17 protein-coding genes are annotated in these 15844 nt (G+C 64.8%); 8 read left to right on the top strand and 9 right to left on the bottom strand.

Annotation, left to right across the window (positions count from 1 at the left end; genetic code table 11):
• Positions 1-215: 215 nt before the first annotated feature.
• A complete protein-coding gene (gene nrdF / locus ACQP1T_RS10115; protein ID WP_364393736.1) occupies positions 216-1178 on the top strand; it encodes a class 1b ribonucleoside-diphosphate reductase subunit beta in 963 nt (320 codons plus the stop codon).
• Positions 1179-1283: 105 nt separating this feature from the next.
• On the opposite strand, the gene mgtE is transcribed toward nrdF, so the two are convergent.
• Complete coding sequence (gene mgtE / locus ACQP1T_RS10110; protein ID WP_433759683.1) at positions 1284-2648, bottom strand: magnesium transporter; 1365 nt, start codon at positions 2646-2648, stop codon at positions 1284-1286.
• Positions 2649-3141: 493 nt separating this feature from the next.
• Here mgtE and ACQP1T_RS10105 point away from each other — a divergent pair, with 493 nt between their 5' ends.
• Positions 3142-4134, top strand: coding sequence for an LLM class F420-dependent oxidoreductase (locus tag ACQP1T_RS10105; protein WP_433759682.1), 993 nt, complete (start codon positions 3142-3144; stop codon positions 4132-4134).
• A gap of 78 nt (positions 4135-4212) precedes the next feature.
• Here the strand turns inward: ACQP1T_RS10105 and nrdE are convergent, their stop codons facing one another.
• From nrdE to ACQP1T_RS10085, 4 genes are all read right to left on the bottom strand, one after another.
• Positions 4213-6318 carry a class 1b ribonucleoside-diphosphate reductase subunit alpha gene (gene nrdE, locus ACQP1T_RS10100; RefSeq protein ID WP_433759681.1) on the bottom strand — a complete coding sequence of 702 codons (2106 nt, stop codon included), beginning with the start codon at positions 6316-6318 and terminating at the stop codon, positions 4213-4215.
• Between the two features lie 38 nt (positions 6319-6356).
• Complete coding sequence (nrdI, locus tag ACQP1T_RS10095; RefSeq protein ID WP_433759680.1) at positions 6357-6818, bottom strand: class Ib ribonucleoside-diphosphate reductase assembly flavoprotein NrdI; 462 nt, start codon at positions 6816-6818, stop codon at positions 6357-6359.
• Positions 6819-6866: 48 nt separating this feature from the next.
• Entirely contained in the window at positions 6867-7100 is a 234-nt protein-coding gene (locus ACQP1T_RS10090; RefSeq protein WP_040693941.1) for a redoxin NrdH, read from the bottom strand.
• 393 nt (positions 7101-7493) lie between these two features.
• Entirely contained in the window at positions 7494-8108 is a 615-nt protein-coding gene (locus ACQP1T_RS10085; RefSeq protein WP_433759679.1) for an NAD(P)H-dependent oxidoreductase, read from the bottom strand.
• A 115-nt stretch (positions 8109-8223) separates the two neighbouring features.
• Here ACQP1T_RS10085 and ACQP1T_RS10080 point away from each other — a divergent pair, with 115 nt between their 5' ends.
• Entirely contained in the window at positions 8224-8865 is a 642-nt protein-coding gene (locus tag ACQP1T_RS10080) for a TetR/AcrR family transcriptional regulator (protein WP_433759678.1), read from the top strand.
• Between the two features lie 6 nt (positions 8866-8871).
• Positions 8872-9696, top strand: a complete 825-nt coding sequence (nadE, locus tag ACQP1T_RS10075; protein ID WP_433759677.1) for an ammonia-dependent NAD(+) synthetase — start codon at positions 8872-8874, stop codon at positions 9694-9696.
• Here the strand turns inward: nadE and ACQP1T_RS10070 are convergent, their stop codons facing one another.
• From ACQP1T_RS10070 to moaA, 3 genes are all read right to left on the bottom strand, one after another.
• Positions 9697-10104, bottom strand: a complete 408-nt coding sequence (locus ACQP1T_RS10070) for a DUF1003 domain-containing protein (protein WP_433759676.1) — start codon at positions 10102-10104, stop codon at positions 9697-9699.
• A gap of 79 nt (positions 10105-10183) precedes the next feature.
• Positions 10184-10426 carry a MoaD/ThiS family protein gene (locus ACQP1T_RS10065; RefSeq protein WP_433759675.1) on the bottom strand — a complete coding sequence of 81 codons (243 nt, stop codon included), beginning with the start codon at positions 10424-10426 and terminating at the stop codon, positions 10184-10186.
• Positions 10419-11462 (bottom strand): GTP 3',8-cyclase MoaA, encoded by a 1044-nt coding sequence (gene moaA, locus ACQP1T_RS10060; RefSeq protein ID WP_433762122.1) that lies wholly within the window; start codon positions 11460-11462, stop codon positions 10419-10421. The genes ACQP1T_RS10065 and moaA overlap by 8 nt, the downstream gene beginning before the upstream one ends.
• A gap of 155 nt (positions 11463-11617) precedes the next feature.
• On the opposite strand from moaA, the gene ACQP1T_RS10055 reads away from it, so the two are divergent.
• From ACQP1T_RS10055 to ACQP1T_RS10040, 4 genes are all read left to right on the top strand, one after another.
• Positions 11618-12886, top strand: a complete 1269-nt coding sequence (locus ACQP1T_RS10055) for a molybdopterin molybdotransferase MoeA (RefSeq protein WP_433759674.1) — start codon at positions 11618-11620, stop codon at positions 12884-12886.
• Positions 12883-13923: a bifunctional molybdenum cofactor biosynthesis protein MoaC/MoaB gene (moaCB, locus tag ACQP1T_RS10050; protein ID WP_433759673.1), complete on the top strand. Its 1041-nt coding sequence runs from the start codon at positions 12883-12885 to the stop codon at positions 13921-13923. The genes ACQP1T_RS10055 and moaCB overlap by 4 nt, the downstream gene beginning before the upstream one ends.
• Positions 13910-14347, top strand: coding sequence for a molybdenum cofactor biosynthesis protein MoaE (locus ACQP1T_RS10045; RefSeq protein ID WP_433759672.1), 438 nt, complete (start codon positions 13910-13912; stop codon positions 14345-14347). The genes moaCB and ACQP1T_RS10045 overlap by 14 nt, the downstream gene beginning before the upstream one ends.
• Positions 14348-14494: 147 nt before the next feature.
• Positions 14495-15505 carry an AraC family transcriptional regulator ligand-binding domain-containing protein gene (locus ACQP1T_RS10040; RefSeq protein WP_433759671.1) on the top strand — a complete coding sequence of 337 codons (1011 nt, stop codon included), beginning with the start codon at positions 14495-14497 and terminating at the stop codon, positions 15503-15505.
• Between the two features lie 46 nt (positions 15506-15551).
• On the opposite strand, the gene ACQP1T_RS10035 is transcribed toward ACQP1T_RS10040, so the two are convergent.
• Complete coding sequence (locus ACQP1T_RS10035; protein WP_397035301.1) at positions 15552-15743, bottom strand: hypothetical protein; 192 nt, start codon at positions 15741-15743, stop codon at positions 15552-15554.
• Positions 15744-15844 lie beyond the last annotated feature (101 nt).

The raw sequence follows: 15844 nt of genomic DNA, 5'->3' as shown, positions 1-15844 counted from the left end.
GATGCTGCGCCTATACGGCGCGATGCGTGGATTTCGCGGCGCGTGCCGCACAATGGGTGCCGCACGCGGTGCTCACCGGCGCATCTGCGCCACAGCGAAAGACGCCGCTGCGACACAAGGTGTTGTGCTGCATGGACTTGTCACCCCCAAGGAGTAGTGTCCAGGGCGTAGCAATTCCGTGACGGCAGCGTGCTCGGGAAGGGTGTGGAGGCAGGATGAAACTGATCGATCGGGTGTCGGCCATCAACTGGAATCGGGTGCCCGACGAGAAGGATGCCGAGGTCTGGGATCGCCTGACCGGCAACTTCTGGCTGCCCGAGAAGGTGCCGGTGTCCAATGACATCCCGTCCTGGAACACCCTCACCGCCGACGAGAAGCAACTGACCATGCGGGTCTTCACCGGCCTGACGCTGCTGGACACCATCCAGGGCACCGTCGGCGCGGTGAGCCTGATCCCGGACGCCGCGACACCGCACGAGGAGGCGGTGCTCACCAATATCGCGTTCATGGAGTCGGTGCACGCGAAGAGCTACAGCTCGATCTTCTCCACACTGTGCTCCACCCGCGAGATCGATGACGCGTTCCGCTGGTCGGAGGAGAACCGAAACCTGCAGCGCAAGGCCGAGATCGTGCTCGAGTACTACCGCGGCGACGATCCGCTCAAGCGCAAGGTGGCCTCCACCCTGCTGGAGAGCTTCCTGTTCTACTCCGGCTTCTACCTGCCGATGTACTGGTCCTCGCGGGCCAAGCTCACCAACACCGCCGACCTGATCCGCCTGATCATCCGCGACGAGGCGGTGCACGGCTACTACATCGGCTACAAGTACCAGAAGGGTCTGGAGCTGCTCGGTCAGGCCGAGCGCGACGACCTCAAGAACTACACCTTCGAGCTGCTGTTCGAGCTCTACGACAACGAGGTCGAATACACCCAGGATCTCTACGACGAGGTCGGCCTCACCGAGGACGTCAAGAAGTTCCTGCGCTACAACGCCAACAAGGCGCTGATGAACCTCGGCTACGAGGGCCTGTTCCCCAAGGACGAAACCGAGGTCAACCCGGCCATCCTCTCGGCCCTGTCCCCCAATGCCGACGAGAACCACGACTTCTTCTCCGGCTCCGGCTCGAGCTACGTCATCGGCAAGGCCGTCAATACCGAAGACGAAGACTGGGAGTTCTGAGCTACCCGCAACGCGATCTGGCTCGGTCCCGAGGAACCGAGCCAGATTTCTTTGCCTGACGTTCGCTCGAGAGGCGGCAGGCCTTGTGCGCCAGGATGATTCGCCTCAGATGCCGAGAACCAGCTTGGCGGTGGTGAAGTAGATGATGAGGCCGGTGGCGTCGACCAGGGTGGTGACCATCGGGGCCGAGACGACCGCCGGATCGATGCGGAATCGCTTGGCGAGCAATGGCATCGTGCCGCCGATGGTCGCGGCCCAGCCGCAGATGATGACCAGGGTGATGCCGACGACCAGCGCGGTGCCCGGATCGACGAACAGCGCGCCGATGGCGACGCCCGCGGTGGCCAGCATGGTGCCGAGGACCAAGCCTACGCGGCATTCGCGCCAGATCACCTTGAACAGGTCGGACCCACGTACCTCGCCGACCGCGAGCGCACGCACACATGCGGTCGCCGCCTGGGCGCCCGCATTCCCGCCCGCGCCGATGAGCAGCGGGATGAACAGCGCCAGGTGCGCCGCCTGCTGCAGGGTGCCCTCGAAGAAGTCGGTGACGCTGACCGTCAGGGTGGCCGCGAACAGCAACAGCAGCAACCACAGTGCGCGGTAGCGGGCCAGCTGGAACACCTTGGCCGCCATGTAGTGGCCCTCCCACGGCGCCGAACCCGCCTGCTTGGCGACGTCCTCACTATCGGCGGCCTCGATGACCTCGACGGCGTCATCAATGGTGAGCAGCCCGACCAGCCGGTCCTCGCTGTCGACGACCGGCAGGTTGATGACATTGGTTTCGCGCATCAGCCGCGCCGCGTTCTCGGCGGAGTCGGTCGCGCGCACGAACGTCGGCTCGGTGACGACCAGATCCGAAACCATGGTGTCGGGACGGCTCAGTACCAGCTCGCGCAATTCGACAATGCCGGTAAGTCGGCGACCGGCGTCGACGACGGGCAGTGTGTACACGGTTTCGGCATTGATGCCCTTGATCCGGACCGTCTGCAGTGCGTCCGGCACGCTCAGATTGCGTGGCAGCGCAACGACTTCCGGCGTCATGTACAGCCCGACCGACCCCTCTGGGTAGCCGAGCAGTGCAGCGGTCATCCGGCGTTCGCGCGCGCTCAGTCCGGCCAGCACCTTCTTGGCGACCTTGGCCGGGGCCTCGCGCAGCATCCTGGCGCGGTCGTCGGGGTCCATGGCTTCGACCAGATCGCGGAAGCTCTGATCGCGCAGACCCTCCAGAATCTGTTGCTGGTCAACGGGTTCGAGTTCCTCGAAGACGGCGAGCGCCAGATCCTTGTCGAGCAGACGGAAGGCGACGCCCGCCTGGATGGCGTCCATGCGTGCGAGCTCGTCCGCGATGACATGCGGCTGCTGGTTGTCGAGCCAGTCGAGCGCGGCGTCGACACGATGGGTGTCCACGATGTCCTGCAGGGATGCGGACAGCGTCGGACGTGCTTCGATGAGATCGGTCTGCGACATGGGAGGTCCTCAGCACACGGCGAGTTAGCGAGTGAATCGAAAAACGAAGTCACACCGCGGGCACCAACCCCGGGACCGGCTACAGGACGGTTTTACGAAGGGGCGGCGCCGCGCGGCCTTCGACTGGGAGGTTCGCTGCGCATCGCAACCCCACCTCCTCGACACCGCCACAGGGCCGTCACCACTGCGGATTACTCGAATGCGCCGCCCGGATCGGGCGACCGCACAGCTTCCGGTTGAAGGATACATGCGCCGACCCGGGTGTTCACACTCGAATCGCGTAAAGACCGACGATATCTCGCTCGGATATGACCGGACCCACATCCGGTGTCAGGATGTCAAGGTCGCACCGTCGGCGATTTCGAAGTCGGGCCAGCGAGTTTCCGGCCTGCAGGAGATTCGACGCAGACCGAGCCGAACTCTGCGCCGATCACGGGAGGCCCGCGAGGATCGTTGCGGCTAGTTTCGGTGTAAACACACGAAGGAGAGATCTGTGCGCTTCGGCATCTTCATTCCACAGGGGTGGCGGCTGGATTTGGTCGATATCGACCCGGCGGCGCAGTGGGGGGTGATGCGCGATCTCGCCCAGCGGGCCGATGCCGGAGATATCTGGGAGTCGCTGTGGGTGTACGACCACTTCCACACGGTGCCGGTGCCGACGGAGGAGGCGACGCATGAGGCGTGGACGCTGATGGCAGCGTTCGCGGCTACCACATCGCGAATTCGGTTGGGACAGATGTGTACCGCGATCAGTTACCGCAATCCGGCATACCTGGCCAAGGTCGCCGCGACCACGGATCTGATCTCCGGCGGCCGGGTCGAGATGGGTATCGGCGGCGGCTGGTACGAACACGAGTGGCGCGCCTACGGTTACGGATTCCCGTCCGCGGGTGAGCGACTCGGTCGGCTCGACGAGGGCGTGCAGATCTTCCGCCAAGCCTGGGCCGAGGGCAAGGCCACGCTGGACGGTAAGTACTACCAGGTCGACGGTGCGATCGTGCGGCCACTTCCGTTACAGGAGGGCGGTATTCCGATCTGGGTCGCGGGCGGCGGCGAGAAGAAGACACTGCGAATCGCGGCAAAGTACGCCCAGTACACCAACTTCAGCGGCGCACCCGAGGAATTCACGCACAAGTCCGAGATTCTGCGCGCGCACTGCGCCGAGGTCGGCACCGATTTCGATGCCATCGTGCGCTCCTCGAACTTCAACGCCGTCATCGGATCCACCGAAGCCGAAGTCGAGCAACGCCTTTCGGCCCTGCAGACCCGCCTGGCCACCGTGATCAGCGACGACCAGGCCAAATCCTTCGTCGACGGCATGCTGCGCACCTCCCCCGCGGTCGGCACCCCCGAACAGATCACCGAGCGCCTATCCGCAGTCCGCGACCTCGGCCTCGGCTACGCCATCTTCAACTTCCCCGAATCCGCCTACGACACCACCGGAATCGACCTGTTCGAACGCGAAATAGCCCCCGCCCTGCGCTGACCGATCGAAGCCCGCAGGCCCGCTTCTTCACGAAACAGCCCCTGCGGCAACGGAATACGTTGCCGCAGGGACGCGTGATCACAGCATGCAGGAGACGCAGCCCTCTACTTCGGTTCCCTCCAAAGCCATTTGGCGCAGGCGGATGTAGTAGAGGGTTTTGATGCCCTTGCGCCAGGCGTAGATCTGGGCGCGGTTGAGGTCGCGGGTGGTTGCGGTGTCTTTGAAGAAGAGGGTCAGCGACAGGCCCTGGTCCACGTGTTGGGTGGCGGCGGCGTAGGTGTCGATGATCTTCTCGTAGCCGATTTCGTAGGCATCCTGGTAGTACTCGAGGTTGTCGTTGGTCAGGTAGGGGGCCGGGTAGTAGACGCGGCCGATCTTGCCTTCCTTGCGGATCTCGATCTTCGACGCCACCGGATGGATCGAGCTGGTGGAGTGGTTGATGTAGGAGATCGAACCGGTCGGCGGGACGGCCTGCAGGTTCTGGTTATAGATGCCGTGCTCCATGACCGAGGCCTTCAGCTCACGCCAGTCGTCCTGGGTGGGAATGTGCACGCCCGCATCGGCGAACAGCTGCGCGACCCGCTCGGTCTTCGGCTCCCACAGCTGATCGGTGTACTTGTCGAAGTACTCACCGGAGGCGTACTTGGATTCCGGGAAGCCGCCGAAGTACGCGCCGCGCTCCTTCGCGATCAGATTCGAGGCCCGAATCGCGTGGTACACCACGGTATAGAAGTAGATATTGGTGAAGTCGATACCCTCTTCGGACCCGTAGTGCACCCGCTCGCGAGCCAGGTACCCGTGCAGATTCATCTGGCCGAGGCCGATCGCGTGGGATTCGTTGTTGCCCTGCTCGATCGAGGGCACCGAGTAGATGTGCGTCTGATCCGATACCGCGGTCAGCGCCCGGATCGCCACCTCGATGGTCCGCGCGAAGTCGGGTGAATCCATCGTCTTGGCGATATTCAACGAGCCGAGGTTGCAGGAAATGTCCTTGCCCACCTTGGCATAGGACAGATCGTCGTTGAACAGCGACGGCGTCGACACCTGCAGGATCTCCGAGCACAGATTCGAGTGCGTGATCTTGCCCGCGATCGGATTGGACCGATTCACCGTGTCCTCGAACATGATGTACGGGTAGCCGGATTCGAACTGCAACTCGGCAATGGTCTGGAAGAACTCGCGCGCCTTGATCTTCGACTTGCGGATGCGCTTGTCGTCGACCATCTCGTAGTACTTCTCGGTGACGTTGATATCGGCGAACGGCACGCCGTAGATGCGCTCCACGTCGTATGGCGAGAAGAGGTACATGTCCTCGTTCTTCTTCGCCAGTTCGAAGGTGATGTCCGGGATCACCACACCCAAAGACAGTGTCTTGATGCGGATCTTCTCGTCCGCGTTCTCCCGCTTGGTGTCCAGGAACCGGTAGATGTCGGGGTGATGCGCGTGCAGATACACCGCGCCCGCCCCCTGTCGCGCACCGAGCTGGTTGGCGTAGGAGAACGAGTCCTCGAGCAGCTTCATGATCGGGATGACACCCGAGCTCTGGTTCTCGATCTTCTTGATCGGCGCGCCGTGCTCACGAATATTGGTGAGCAGCAAGGCAACTCCGCCGCCGCGCTTGGACAGCTGCAGCGCCGAGTTGATGGAGCGCCCGATCGACTCCATATTGTCCTCGATGCGAAGCAGGAAGCAGGACACCGGCTCACCGCGCTGCTTCTTGCCCGAGTTGAGGAAGGTCGGGGTGGCGGGCTGAAAGCGCCCGTCGATGATCTCGTCGACCAGCTTGCTCGCGAGCACCTCGTCACCGGCCGCCAGTGTCAGCGCGACCATGCAAACCCGGTCCTCGAACCGCTCCAGGTAACGCTTGCCGTCGAAGGTCTTGAGTGTGTAGGAGGTGTAGTACTTGAACGCGCCGAGGAAGGTCGGGAACCGGAACTTCTTGGCGTAGGCCTGCTGGAACAGCGACTTGATGAACGCGCGGCTGTACTGCTCGAGAACCTCTGCCTCGTAATAGTTCTCGTCGACCAGGTAGTCCAGCTTCTCGTCCAGATTGTGGAAGAAGACGGTGTTCTGGTTGACGTGCTGCAGGAAGTATTGGTGCGCGGCCTCGCGGTCCTTGTCGAACTGGATCTTGCCGTCGGCGCCGTACAGGTTCAGCATCGCGTTGAGGGCGTGGTAGTCCATGACCTCGCCGGTCTCGGCGGTACGGACCGGGGGCTGCTCTAAGCGAGCTGTCTTGCCGGTCGGTGCTGTCGTTGCTGTTGCCAAAACAATCCCAATCCCTCTCGGACGCGCTCGACGTCCTCAGCGGTTCCCATGAGTTCGAAGCGATACAGGTAGGGCACCCCGCACTTACGCGAGATCACCTCGCCCGCATGGCAATAGGTATCGCCGAAGTTCGTGTTTCCCGCCGCGACGACGCCGCGCAGCAGCGCACGGTTGTGCGGATCGTTGAGGAACTTGGCGACCTGCCGCGGCACGAAATCCTTATCGGATCTATTTCCCCCCAGTACGTGCCGACCGCCCCCATAGGTGGGGACGATCAGCACGTATGGTTCGTCTACGCGCAGCGAGTCAGCGGTGTGCAGTGGTATGCGAGTCGCCGGGAGTCCCAGCTTCTCGACGAAGCGGTGCGTATTCTCCGAGGCGCTGGAGAAGTAGACCAACGCTGTCCCTGTAGACATGGCTACCTCCTCCCCCTTCCATCGGATGCACCGGAAAGCTGGATGCGATCAGGCCGCCACGGTCGCGAGCGACTTGATGCGGTCGGGCCGGAAGCCGGACCAGTGGTCCTCACCGGCGACGACGACCGGCGCCTGCAGGTAACCAAGCGCCATGACGTAATCACGCGCCTCGTCGTTCTCGGAGATGTCGATGACTTCGTAGTCCACCCCAGCCTTGTCGAGCGCCTTGTAGGTGGCATTGCACTGGACGCAAGCGGGCTTGGTGTACACGGTGATGGTCATTGATGTCCCTCTCTCCTATGCCTGATCCACAGCCTGTGATCCGTATGCAGTGCTTTGATCCGACTACGCTGCGCAAACTCCTGGATCCGTACCCGAAACCGCTGCTCAGCCGCTCGCGGCCGACGCTGATCTCATCCCGTCTTCCAGTACCGAAGACACTACACCTAGTGGCCGACAGATTCATACAACACGACATGTTGCGAGTCACAAAGATGAAATTCCCAAGCGGTAAGTACCTGGACGCTCGATTCGCAACCCGACACAACAGTGGCGCAGATCACAATTTCGTACCGTAGCGCCCTTCCAGCAAACTTCTTTCGACGAACGAAAAAGGGCCGCCCCCGCACTCCACGGATGGAGCAATGGGGCGACCCCGCTGGCGGGACTCGGCGCTTAGGCGGACACCAGTTCGCCGGTCGCCTGGACCAGTTCGTGCACGGTCGCGCCGAGCTGCGTCAGCGCCTCGGCATCCTCACGCGGATGCGACTGCGCGAACCGCTCGCCGAATGCGGCGAAGTGCAGATGGGCGGCCTCGACCACCCTGGCGCCCGCGACACCGAGCGCCTTGACCACATCGCCGTGCGCCCACTTGGCCGCATTCGGGCTGATCGAACCGCTCACCACCGCGACCGGCCGATCCTTGATCGCACCCGCGCCGTACGGGCGCGATGCCCAGTCGATGGCGTTCTTCAGCACGGCCGGGATACTGCCGTTGTACTCGGGCGTCACCAGCAGCAGCCCGTCGGATGCGGCGACCGCGTCACGCAACGCCTGCGCGGCGGCGGGTACGGAGCCGGGCAGGTCGAGATCCTCGTTGTAGAAGGGGATATCGGCGAGGCCCTCGTAGATGGCGACCTCGACGCCCTCCGGCGCGGTCTGCACCGCGGCCTCGGCGAGGCTGCGATTGATCGATGCCGCGCGAAGGCTGCCGACAAGGGTAAGGATCCGGGTCCGGCTCCCGGCTTCGCCGGACGCGAAGGGCGCTGTGTTATTGATTCGCTCGCTCATGGACGACTCCTGGTGTACTGAATGTGGTGTCCGAACTTCTGCCTACACTAACCGGACCATGGTCCGATTTCATTCCCGGGAGAACCGCGAGGGGCTAGTGAGCTACAGCACATCCATGCCGGAAGGGATGATGCCCGAGCGGCCGCTGCTCGGCGTCGGTGCGCCCCTGCCCGGAAATCACGAGCGCGCCGATGCCGCGCGCAACCGCCAGCTACTCCTGGACGCGGCGCAGGAAATCGTGCGCGAACACGGTGTCGACAGCCTGACCATGGACGCGCTCGCCAAGCGGGCGGGCGTCGGCAAGGGCACCGTCTTCCGACGGTTCGGCAGCAGGTCGGGGCTACTGCGAGCGCTCTTGGACCACGCCGAGCGAAAGTTCCAGGAAGAGTTCATGTTCGGACCGCCACCACTGGGACCGGGCGCGGCGCCGGTGGAGCGGCTGGTCGCCTTCGGCCGGGCCCGGCTACTGGATATCGAGGTCGCGGGCGAACTGCATCGCGCCGCGGAAATCGGCGAGGCGAGCGACCGCTTTACCGGCCCGCCCTACGGACTGCTGCGCGCGCACGTGACGATGCTGCTGCGGGAGGCGCGGGTCGACGGCGATGTCGTGCTGGTCGCCGATGGTCTGCTCGGCCTGCTCGGCGCCGCGTTGGTGATGCATCAAATGCATGTCCTGGGTTACGACCGCTGCCGGATCGGGGACAACTGGGAGGCGTTTGTTCGGCGGGTTGTCATCTCGGCGCGGCCAGTAGAGTGATGCGTCATGGGGAACCTGCGTGCACAGATCATCGCCGAGTTGGGCGTCCAATCGAATATCGAACCGAAGCTCGAGGTGCGGCGTCGGGTCGATTTTCTCAAGGACTATCTGAACGCAAGTCCCGCACGAGGTTTCGTACTCGGCATCAGCGGCGGTCAGGACAGCGCGCTGACCGGACGCCTGTGCCAGCTCGCCGTCGAGGAACTGCGGGCCGACGGGGCCGATGCCGGCTTCATCGCGGTGCGGCTGCCCTACGGCGTGCAGGCCGATGAGGCCGATGCCCGGATCGCACTGCGGTTCATCCAGCCCGACCGTTCGGTGGTGGTGAATATCCGCCCCGGCGCCAATGCCGTTGCCGCCGAGGTGGCCTCGGCGTTGCAGGTGGAAAAACTGCGCGATTTCGTGCGCGGCAATATCAAGGCCCGCGAACGCATGGTGACCCAGTACGCCATCGCCGGTCAGGAGAATATGCTCGTCGTCGGCACCGATCACGCGGCCGAGGCGGTCACCGGTTTCTTCACCAAATTCGGCGACGGCGGCGTCGACATCACACCGCTGACCGGCCTTACCAAGCGCCAGGGGGCGGCGCTGCTGCAGGAACTCGGCGCACCGTCGAGCATCTGGTCCAAGGTGCCGACCGCCGACCTCGAGGACGACCGTCCCGCGCTGCCGGACGAGGAGGCGCTCGGCCTGCGCTACAGCGAGATCGATGACTATCTGGAGGGCATGGACGTCACACCGGAGGTGGCGCAGAAGCTCGAGACGATCTTCCTGAACACCCGCCACAAGCGCACTGTCCCGGTCACGCCGCTCGATACCTGGTGGCGCTGACTACTTCGGATCCGGGGTCTCCAGCAGCCTGCGGTGCAGTTCCTTGGTCATCTCATGGATGGCCCTGGTCAGCTCGGTATTGGTCTTGAGCTCCAGCTCTTGCTCGTTGAAGTCGTGATCGGCCTTCATCTGCTGGAACTGGGCCTGCCGATTCTGGCCGATCATCACGAAGGTCGACAGGAATATCGCCTCCAGGGAGACGACCAGGGTCAGCGTCGGCCATGGACTCTGTTCGGCCCAGATCATCCAGATCGCGAAACCGATGGCGTGGATGTAGACGAAGCGCATCGATCCCGCGAACTTCGTGATCCAGTCCGCCACCCGCAGTTGCAGACTCTCGCCCCGCACCTCGTGGAACCGCACCACCGCCGGGTGCTGCGCGGGTACCTGATTCGACGGCTGGGACATATCGACTCCTGATCCGCTCCGGCGACTGCATTGGGCCAGATGCTAACCCGGTCGACCGGGGCCAACGGTCGGTGCGGAGTCAGCCGCCCGCGAAGGGCGGCAGGACGTCGACGCGCGGAGTCAGCGCGACCGACGGGTCGCGGGTGAGTTCGTCGCCGACGAGGTAGGCGCAGACGGCGAGCATCTTGTCGAGGTCGGGACCGTAGGACTCGGCGAGGGTGGTGCGCAGATCGGCGACGGTGGCGTCGGCCGGGAAGTCCAGGGTTTCCCGATCCTTGCCGACCGCGTCGGCAATCGCGGCGAAGTAGCGGATCTCAACCACCGATGGCTCCCATCGTGCGTTCCGGCGGGACGAAATCCTCGGCATCGATCCCGTGTCCCGCCCATTTGTTCCACATGGCGCCGCGCCAGATAGTGGCGATCGCATCATCGTCCGCGCCCGTGCGCAGTGCTTGGCGCACATCGAATTCCTGATCGCTGAACAGGCACGACCGCAGCATGCCGTCGGCGGTCAGCCGGGTCCGGTCGCAGGTATCACAGAATTTGCGGGTCACCGTCGCGATGATGCCGACCGTCGCCGGGCCGCCGTCGACGAGCCACTTCTCCGCCGGGGCCGCGGGATCGGACCGGCCGACCTCGGTCAGCGCGAAGCGGGTACCGAGCACATCGAGCAATTCGGCCGCGGTCACCATATTGGCGCGGGCCCATTCGTGATCGGCGTCCAGCGGCATCTCCTCGATGAACCGCAGTTCGCAGCCCTCGTCCAGACACCAGCTCAGCAGATCCGGCGCACCGGCGAGGGTGTCGCGCATCAGTACGGCATTGACCTTCATCGGCGCCAGCCCGGCATCCCTGGCCGCGCGGATCCCCGCGAAAACGGATTCCAGCCGATCGCGGCGGGTCAGGCGGGCGAAGCCGAGCCGATCCACGGTATCCAGCGAGACATTCACCCGGCTCAGCCCGGCGGCCGCGAGACCGTGGGCCCGATGGGCGAGTCCGACGCCATTGGTCGTCATGGACAGCGGGACCTGCGGCACCCGCTCGTGACAGCCCGCGATGATCCGCTCCAGATCGCGGCGCAGCAGCGGCTCACCGCCGGTGAACCGGACCTCACGCACCCCCAATTCCCGCACCGCGAGCGTGACGAGCCGCACAATTTCCTCGACCGTCAGCAGTTCGTCCTGCGGGATCGCGGGCAGGCCCTCCTCGGGCATGCAATAGGTACATCGCAGCGAACACTTCTCGGTGATCGATACGCGCAGATCGCGCGCGGTGCGCCCGAATCGATCGACAAGGTAGGGCGTGTCCGGCCGTCCGTCGAGTGCGGGCAGCTTGGACCGCACGGCGGGAATCCCCATCTCGACCAGCGTCACCAGTCCATTATGACCGGTCCACACGCTGTGCCCATGGGCGGACCGCACCATCTCGAGCTCACAAACTCCGAGTTCAGCGGGTGAGCGTTCGTGCGATACGACAGGAGAACTCGCTACCGTTCGGCGATTAGGCTGACCATATGACCTCGCGTGCCGACACCTCCGGTGGCCACCGGCCCAGCCCGCCCGCCGCCGCCCGGTCCGTCGACGCCCATCGGGACATTATCGAGGCGCTGCTGCGCCCGCTTGCCGCCCGCTCGGTCGAATCCGTCGCGGTGCCCGCGGCGCTGGGCCGACAGCTGGCCGACGATATCCACGCGCCGATCGACCTGCCGGTGTTCCGCAACTCCGCGATGGACGGATACGCGGTGCGCGCCGAATCGGTGGTGGTCACTCCGGTGACGCTGCCGCTGGTCGGTGTGGTCGCGGCGGGCGCGGCCGGACAGACGCCACTGCCGCACGGCGCGGCGATGAAGGTGATGACCGGTGCGCCGATTCCGCCCGGCGCCGATTGTGTGGTGCCGGTGGAGGACGTGCACGGCGATGACGCGACGGTGACCATCGAGCGGGGGCGCACCGCGGGTGAGTTCGTGCGCGAACCGGGTACCGATGTGCGCACCGGCGAACTGATTGCTCGCGCGGGCACCACGCTGGCACCCCGTCACATCGCCGCACTGGCGGCGGTCGGGTTGCCGAATGTGCCGGTATTCCAACCGATTCGGGCGGCGGTCATCACCACGGGTGACGAATTGGTCGCCGCCGGAACACCATTGCGCCCCGGTCAGATCTACAACTCCAACGGCATCGCCCTCGCGGCCGCGCTCAGCGCCAACGGCGTCAGCGTGGTCTCGGTGGAACACAGCACCGATGATCCGGCGAAGTTCCGCGCATTGCTTTTCGCCGCGACGAAATCCGCCGATATCGTCTTCACCTCCGGCGGCGTATCGAAGGGTGATTTCGAGGTGGTCAAGGAGGTATTGCAACCGCTGGGTGGCGAATTCGGCTCGGTCGCGGTGCAACCCGGTGGGCCGCAAGGACTTACCGTCGTCAACGGCGTGCCGGTGCTGAGTTTTCCCGGTAATCCGGTGAGCACCATGGTGTCGTTCGAGGTGTTCGCGCGACCCATGCTGCGCCATATCGCGGGCCTGCCCGAGGTGGAGATCTATGAGGTGCCGCTGCGCGATGCGGTGCGTTCCCCCGAGGGAAGACGACAATTCCTGCGCGGTCACCTGGTACGCGACGACCCCGCGGCGCCCGGATTGCATCGGTTGCCGACGGCCGTCTCGGTCGCCTCCGGGCCCGGTTCGCATCTCATCGCGGGCATGGCCTGGGCAGATGTATTGATCGATGTGCCCGCCGAGGTCACCTCGCTGCCGGTCGGCGCACCTGTGCGAGTGTGGTCGCTATGAGCGAGTTGTCCCATGTAGACCGGGAAGGTCGCGCCCGCATGGTCGATGTCAGCGCGAAATCCGACACCACTCGGATCGCGGTAGCGGCCGGTGAGTTGCGTACTACCGCCGAGGTGGTCGCGCTGGTGCGGGCCGATGATATGCCGAAGGCCGATGTGCTCGCGACCGCGCGGATCGCTGGTATCGCGGGCGCGAAGAAGACCTCGGAACTCATTCCGCTGTGCCATCAGCTGGCCCTGTCTTCGGTGAAGGTAGAATTCGGCTTCACCGAGGACACCATCACGATCGAGGCGAGCGCGAAAACCAAGGGCCCCACCGGCGTCGAGATGGAAGCACTGACCGCGGTCGCGGTGGCCGGACTCACCCTACACGACATGGTCAAGGCGGTAGACCCGGCGGCGACGCTCAACGGAGTGCGGCTGCTCACCAAAGAAGGTGGCAAACAAGGACATTGGGAGCGCCCTACTGAGCCGGAACCCGTCGACATCCCAACACTGGTCGATGAGCCGGAGCCCACCACGGAAGACGATGCGCCGGAAGAGATCTCGGAATCCGATCAGCGCACCGCCGTCGTGCTGGTCGCCTCTACCGGAGCCGCGTGCGGCACCCGGGTGGACACCACCGGTCCGGTACTCGCGCAATGGCTTGGTGGACTCGGCTTCTCGGTGCGCGGCCCGCTGATCTACGCCGACGCCGAGATCGATATCGGCTTGGCCGATGCCCTGCGATTCGAGCCGTCGCTGGTGATCAGCACCGGCGGCACCGGCGCCTCCCCCTCCGATGCGACACCCGAGGCGACGCTGGCCGTATTGGACCGCGAATTACCCGGTGTCGCCGAGGCGATTCGGCAGCGCGGCACCGCGAAATTCCCATTGGCCGCGCTCAGTCGCGGGGTGGCCGGACTGGCGGGCCGATCGGTGGTGGTGAATCTGCCCGGCTCCCCCGGTGGTGTCAAAGACGGTATGGCGGTGCTCGAGCCGCTGCTGGATCATCTGCTCGCGCAAGTAGCCGGAGGCGGCAACCATGACAACAAGTGAATTCGCGGGCGTACGCCTGGCCGGTATCAGCGATCAGCCACTCGATCCGGCGGCTGTCGAAGCGGCGGTGACCGGGCCGGAGCACGGTGCCGTAGTGGTTTTCACCGGCAAGGTGCGCAATCACGATGGCGGACAAGCGGTTTCCGCTTTGGAATATTCGGCGCATCCGGAAGCTGAACGGTTCCTGCGAAATTGCTGTGCGGAACTCGCCGAGCGCTCCGGACTCCCGGTCGCGGCCGTCCACCGCATCGGTCAGTTGACTATCGGCGATCTCGCGATCGTCGTCGCGGTCGCCGCCCCGCACCGCGCCGAGGCCTTTACCACCTGTGCGGAATTGGTGGATCGGATCAAACACGAGGTGCCGATCTGGAAGCGCCAGCTCTTCGCCGACGGGCTCTCGGAATGGGTGAACGCCTGCGGGTAAAGCCCCATTGCCTGTGCATAACCGCGTCGTGAGCGCCTGCTGTTGTTTCTCGAAACAACACTGTGACGCGAATTCAGTGTCGATTCAATAGGCGCGGGATAGCGTTCTCCCGCAGAAGATACGTCGATCCGCGGTAGGAGGGGCGCATTGGGAACCGATCAGGTACTGCTGCACAGATTCGTCATCTCGCAGCTCACGGATGCCGGACTGGATCGGGATCGGCTGATCCGCGAGACCGGCCTACCCGAATGGACCATGGTCGGCGAGGACGTCCATCTCCCGAGCCACACCTTCTCGCGACTGTGGGAACTGGGCGAGCACGGGCTCGACGATCCGAATGTCGCATTGCGGGTGGCCAGCCGCTACAAACTCAATAGTTTCGGCCTCTACGACTATCTGTTCGCCACCGCCCCGACACTCGGCGCGGGCCTGGCGACCTGCGGTCCCTATGTCGCCGCGGTGACCACCAATCACCGCTTCGAACTGGTCACGGAGAACGAACACGAGGTCACGCTCTACCTCGACATGATCGACGGCGAGGGCCGCGGCCGCGACCTCACCCAGGTGTGGGGCCTGGCGGCGGTGCTCAGCAGGGCACGGCGCGTGGTCCGGATCCCGCTCGTCCCGTTGCGGGTGGCGTTGCGGCAGCAGGCACCGGCCGAAATCGACGCCTTCGTCGAGGTATTCGGCACCCCCGCGATCGAATTCGGCGCGCCGGTCGATGCGATGACCTTCCGCGCCAGCGATATGGACCTGCCGCTGACCACCAGCGATCCAGTGCTGGCCACCGTGCTACAGCCCCTTGCCGACGCTCTGCCGCCACCGCCGACCTTGGCGACCGCATGGCCGGATCGAGTGGCGAGCGCGCTGGCCGAGGCATTTGCCGACGGCGCGGTATCGCTGGACCGGGTGGCCCGCAGGCTCGCCACCAGTCCGCGGACACTGCAGCGTCGGCTGATGGAGGCGGGTACCACCTGGCGGATGGAATTGGAGCGGGCGCGTGATGCCCGCCTCGCGCAGGCGAGCGCGGACGGTGTCGCGCTGAGCCGATCGCGCCAAGCCGAATTGCTCGGATATTCGGATGTGGGTTCGATGCGGCGGGCAGCCCGCCGTCGATCCATGACCCAGCTCGAGTACCGATCGGAACTATCGGTCTGATCCGCCGCATCCCCCACGCCGCACCCGTACCGTCACCCGGGCGCGATCAGACCTTCAGGAAGGTCGCCGCGATCCGCCAGAAGGTCGAGTCCTCGATGGCGCGAAAATCCCAGCTGTCGGCAATGTCTCGGGATGCGGCGACGATGGCGGGCACATCGAAATCGTCACGCGTCGCGGTGCCTTTGGCCTCCAACGCGGCAACGACGTACGCGGTGGCACTCTCCCAGGTCTCTGACACGGAACTCTCCAATCGGTCGTAGAGACAAATACGGTCGATCACGGTTCATTGGTCGAACCGACACCGCGCGCACTCTGTTCGCTCCGTTGCGCACATGCCGC

The sequence above is a fragment of the Nocardia sp. CA-135398 genome (assembly GCF_050955845.1).
In the GTDB taxonomy this organism is placed as follows: Bacteria; Actinomycetota; Actinomycetes; order Mycobacteriales; family Mycobacteriaceae; genus Nocardia.
The sequence above is the reverse complement of the archived record's forward strand: the minus strand, read 5'-3'. Positions and strand labels throughout refer to the sequence as shown.

What these genes read in the sequence shown, in the direction of transcription:
- nrdF (WP_364393736.1), top strand. Translation starts at nt 216, where the DNA reads ATGAAACTGATCGATCGGGTGTCGGCCATCAACTGGAATCGGGTGCCC.
- mgtE (WP_433759683.1), bottom strand. Translation starts at nt 2,648, where the DNA reads ATGTCGCAGACCGATCTCATCGAAGCACGTCCGACGCTGTCCGCATCC.
- nrdE (WP_433759681.1), bottom strand. Translation starts at nt 6,318, where the DNA reads ATGGACTACCACGCCCTCAACGCGATGCTGAACCTGTACGGCGCCGAC.
- nrdI (WP_433759680.1), bottom strand. Translation starts at nt 6,818, where the DNA reads ATGTCTACAGGGACAGCGTTGGTCTACTTCTCCAGCGCCTCGGAGAAT.
- ACQP1T_RS10090 (WP_040693941.1), bottom strand. Translation starts at nt 7,100, where the DNA reads ATGACCATCACCGTGTACACCAAGCCCGCTTGCGTCCAGTGCAATGCC.
- ACQP1T_RS10085 (WP_433759679.1), bottom strand. Translation starts at nt 8,108, where the DNA reads ATGAGCGAGCGAATCAATAACACAGCGCCCTTCGCGTCCGGCGAAGCC.
- ACQP1T_RS10080 (WP_433759678.1), top strand. Translation starts at nt 8,224, where the DNA reads ATGCCGGAAGGGATGATGCCCGAGCGGCCGCTGCTCGGCGTCGGTGCG.
- nadE (WP_433759677.1), top strand. Translation starts at nt 8,872, where the DNA reads ATGGGGAACCTGCGTGCACAGATCATCGCCGAGTTGGGCGTCCAATCG.
- ACQP1T_RS10070 (WP_433759676.1), bottom strand. Translation starts at nt 10,104, where the DNA reads ATGTCCCAGCCGTCGAATCAGGTACCCGCGCAGCACCCGGCGGTGGTG.
- moaA (WP_433762122.1), bottom strand. Translation starts at nt 11,462, where the DNA reads ATGGGGATTCCCGCCGTGCGGTCCAAGCTGCCCGCACTCGACGGACGG.
- ACQP1T_RS10055 (WP_433759674.1), top strand. Translation starts at nt 11,618, where the DNA reads ATGACCTCGCGTGCCGACACCTCCGGTGGCCACCGGCCCAGCCCGCCC.
- moaCB (WP_433759673.1), top strand. Translation starts at nt 12,883, where the DNA reads ATGAGCGAGTTGTCCCATGTAGACCGGGAAGGTCGCGCCCGCATGGTC.
- ACQP1T_RS10045 (WP_433759672.1), top strand. Translation starts at nt 13,910, where the DNA reads ATGACAACAAGTGAATTCGCGGGCGTACGCCTGGCCGGTATCAGCGAT.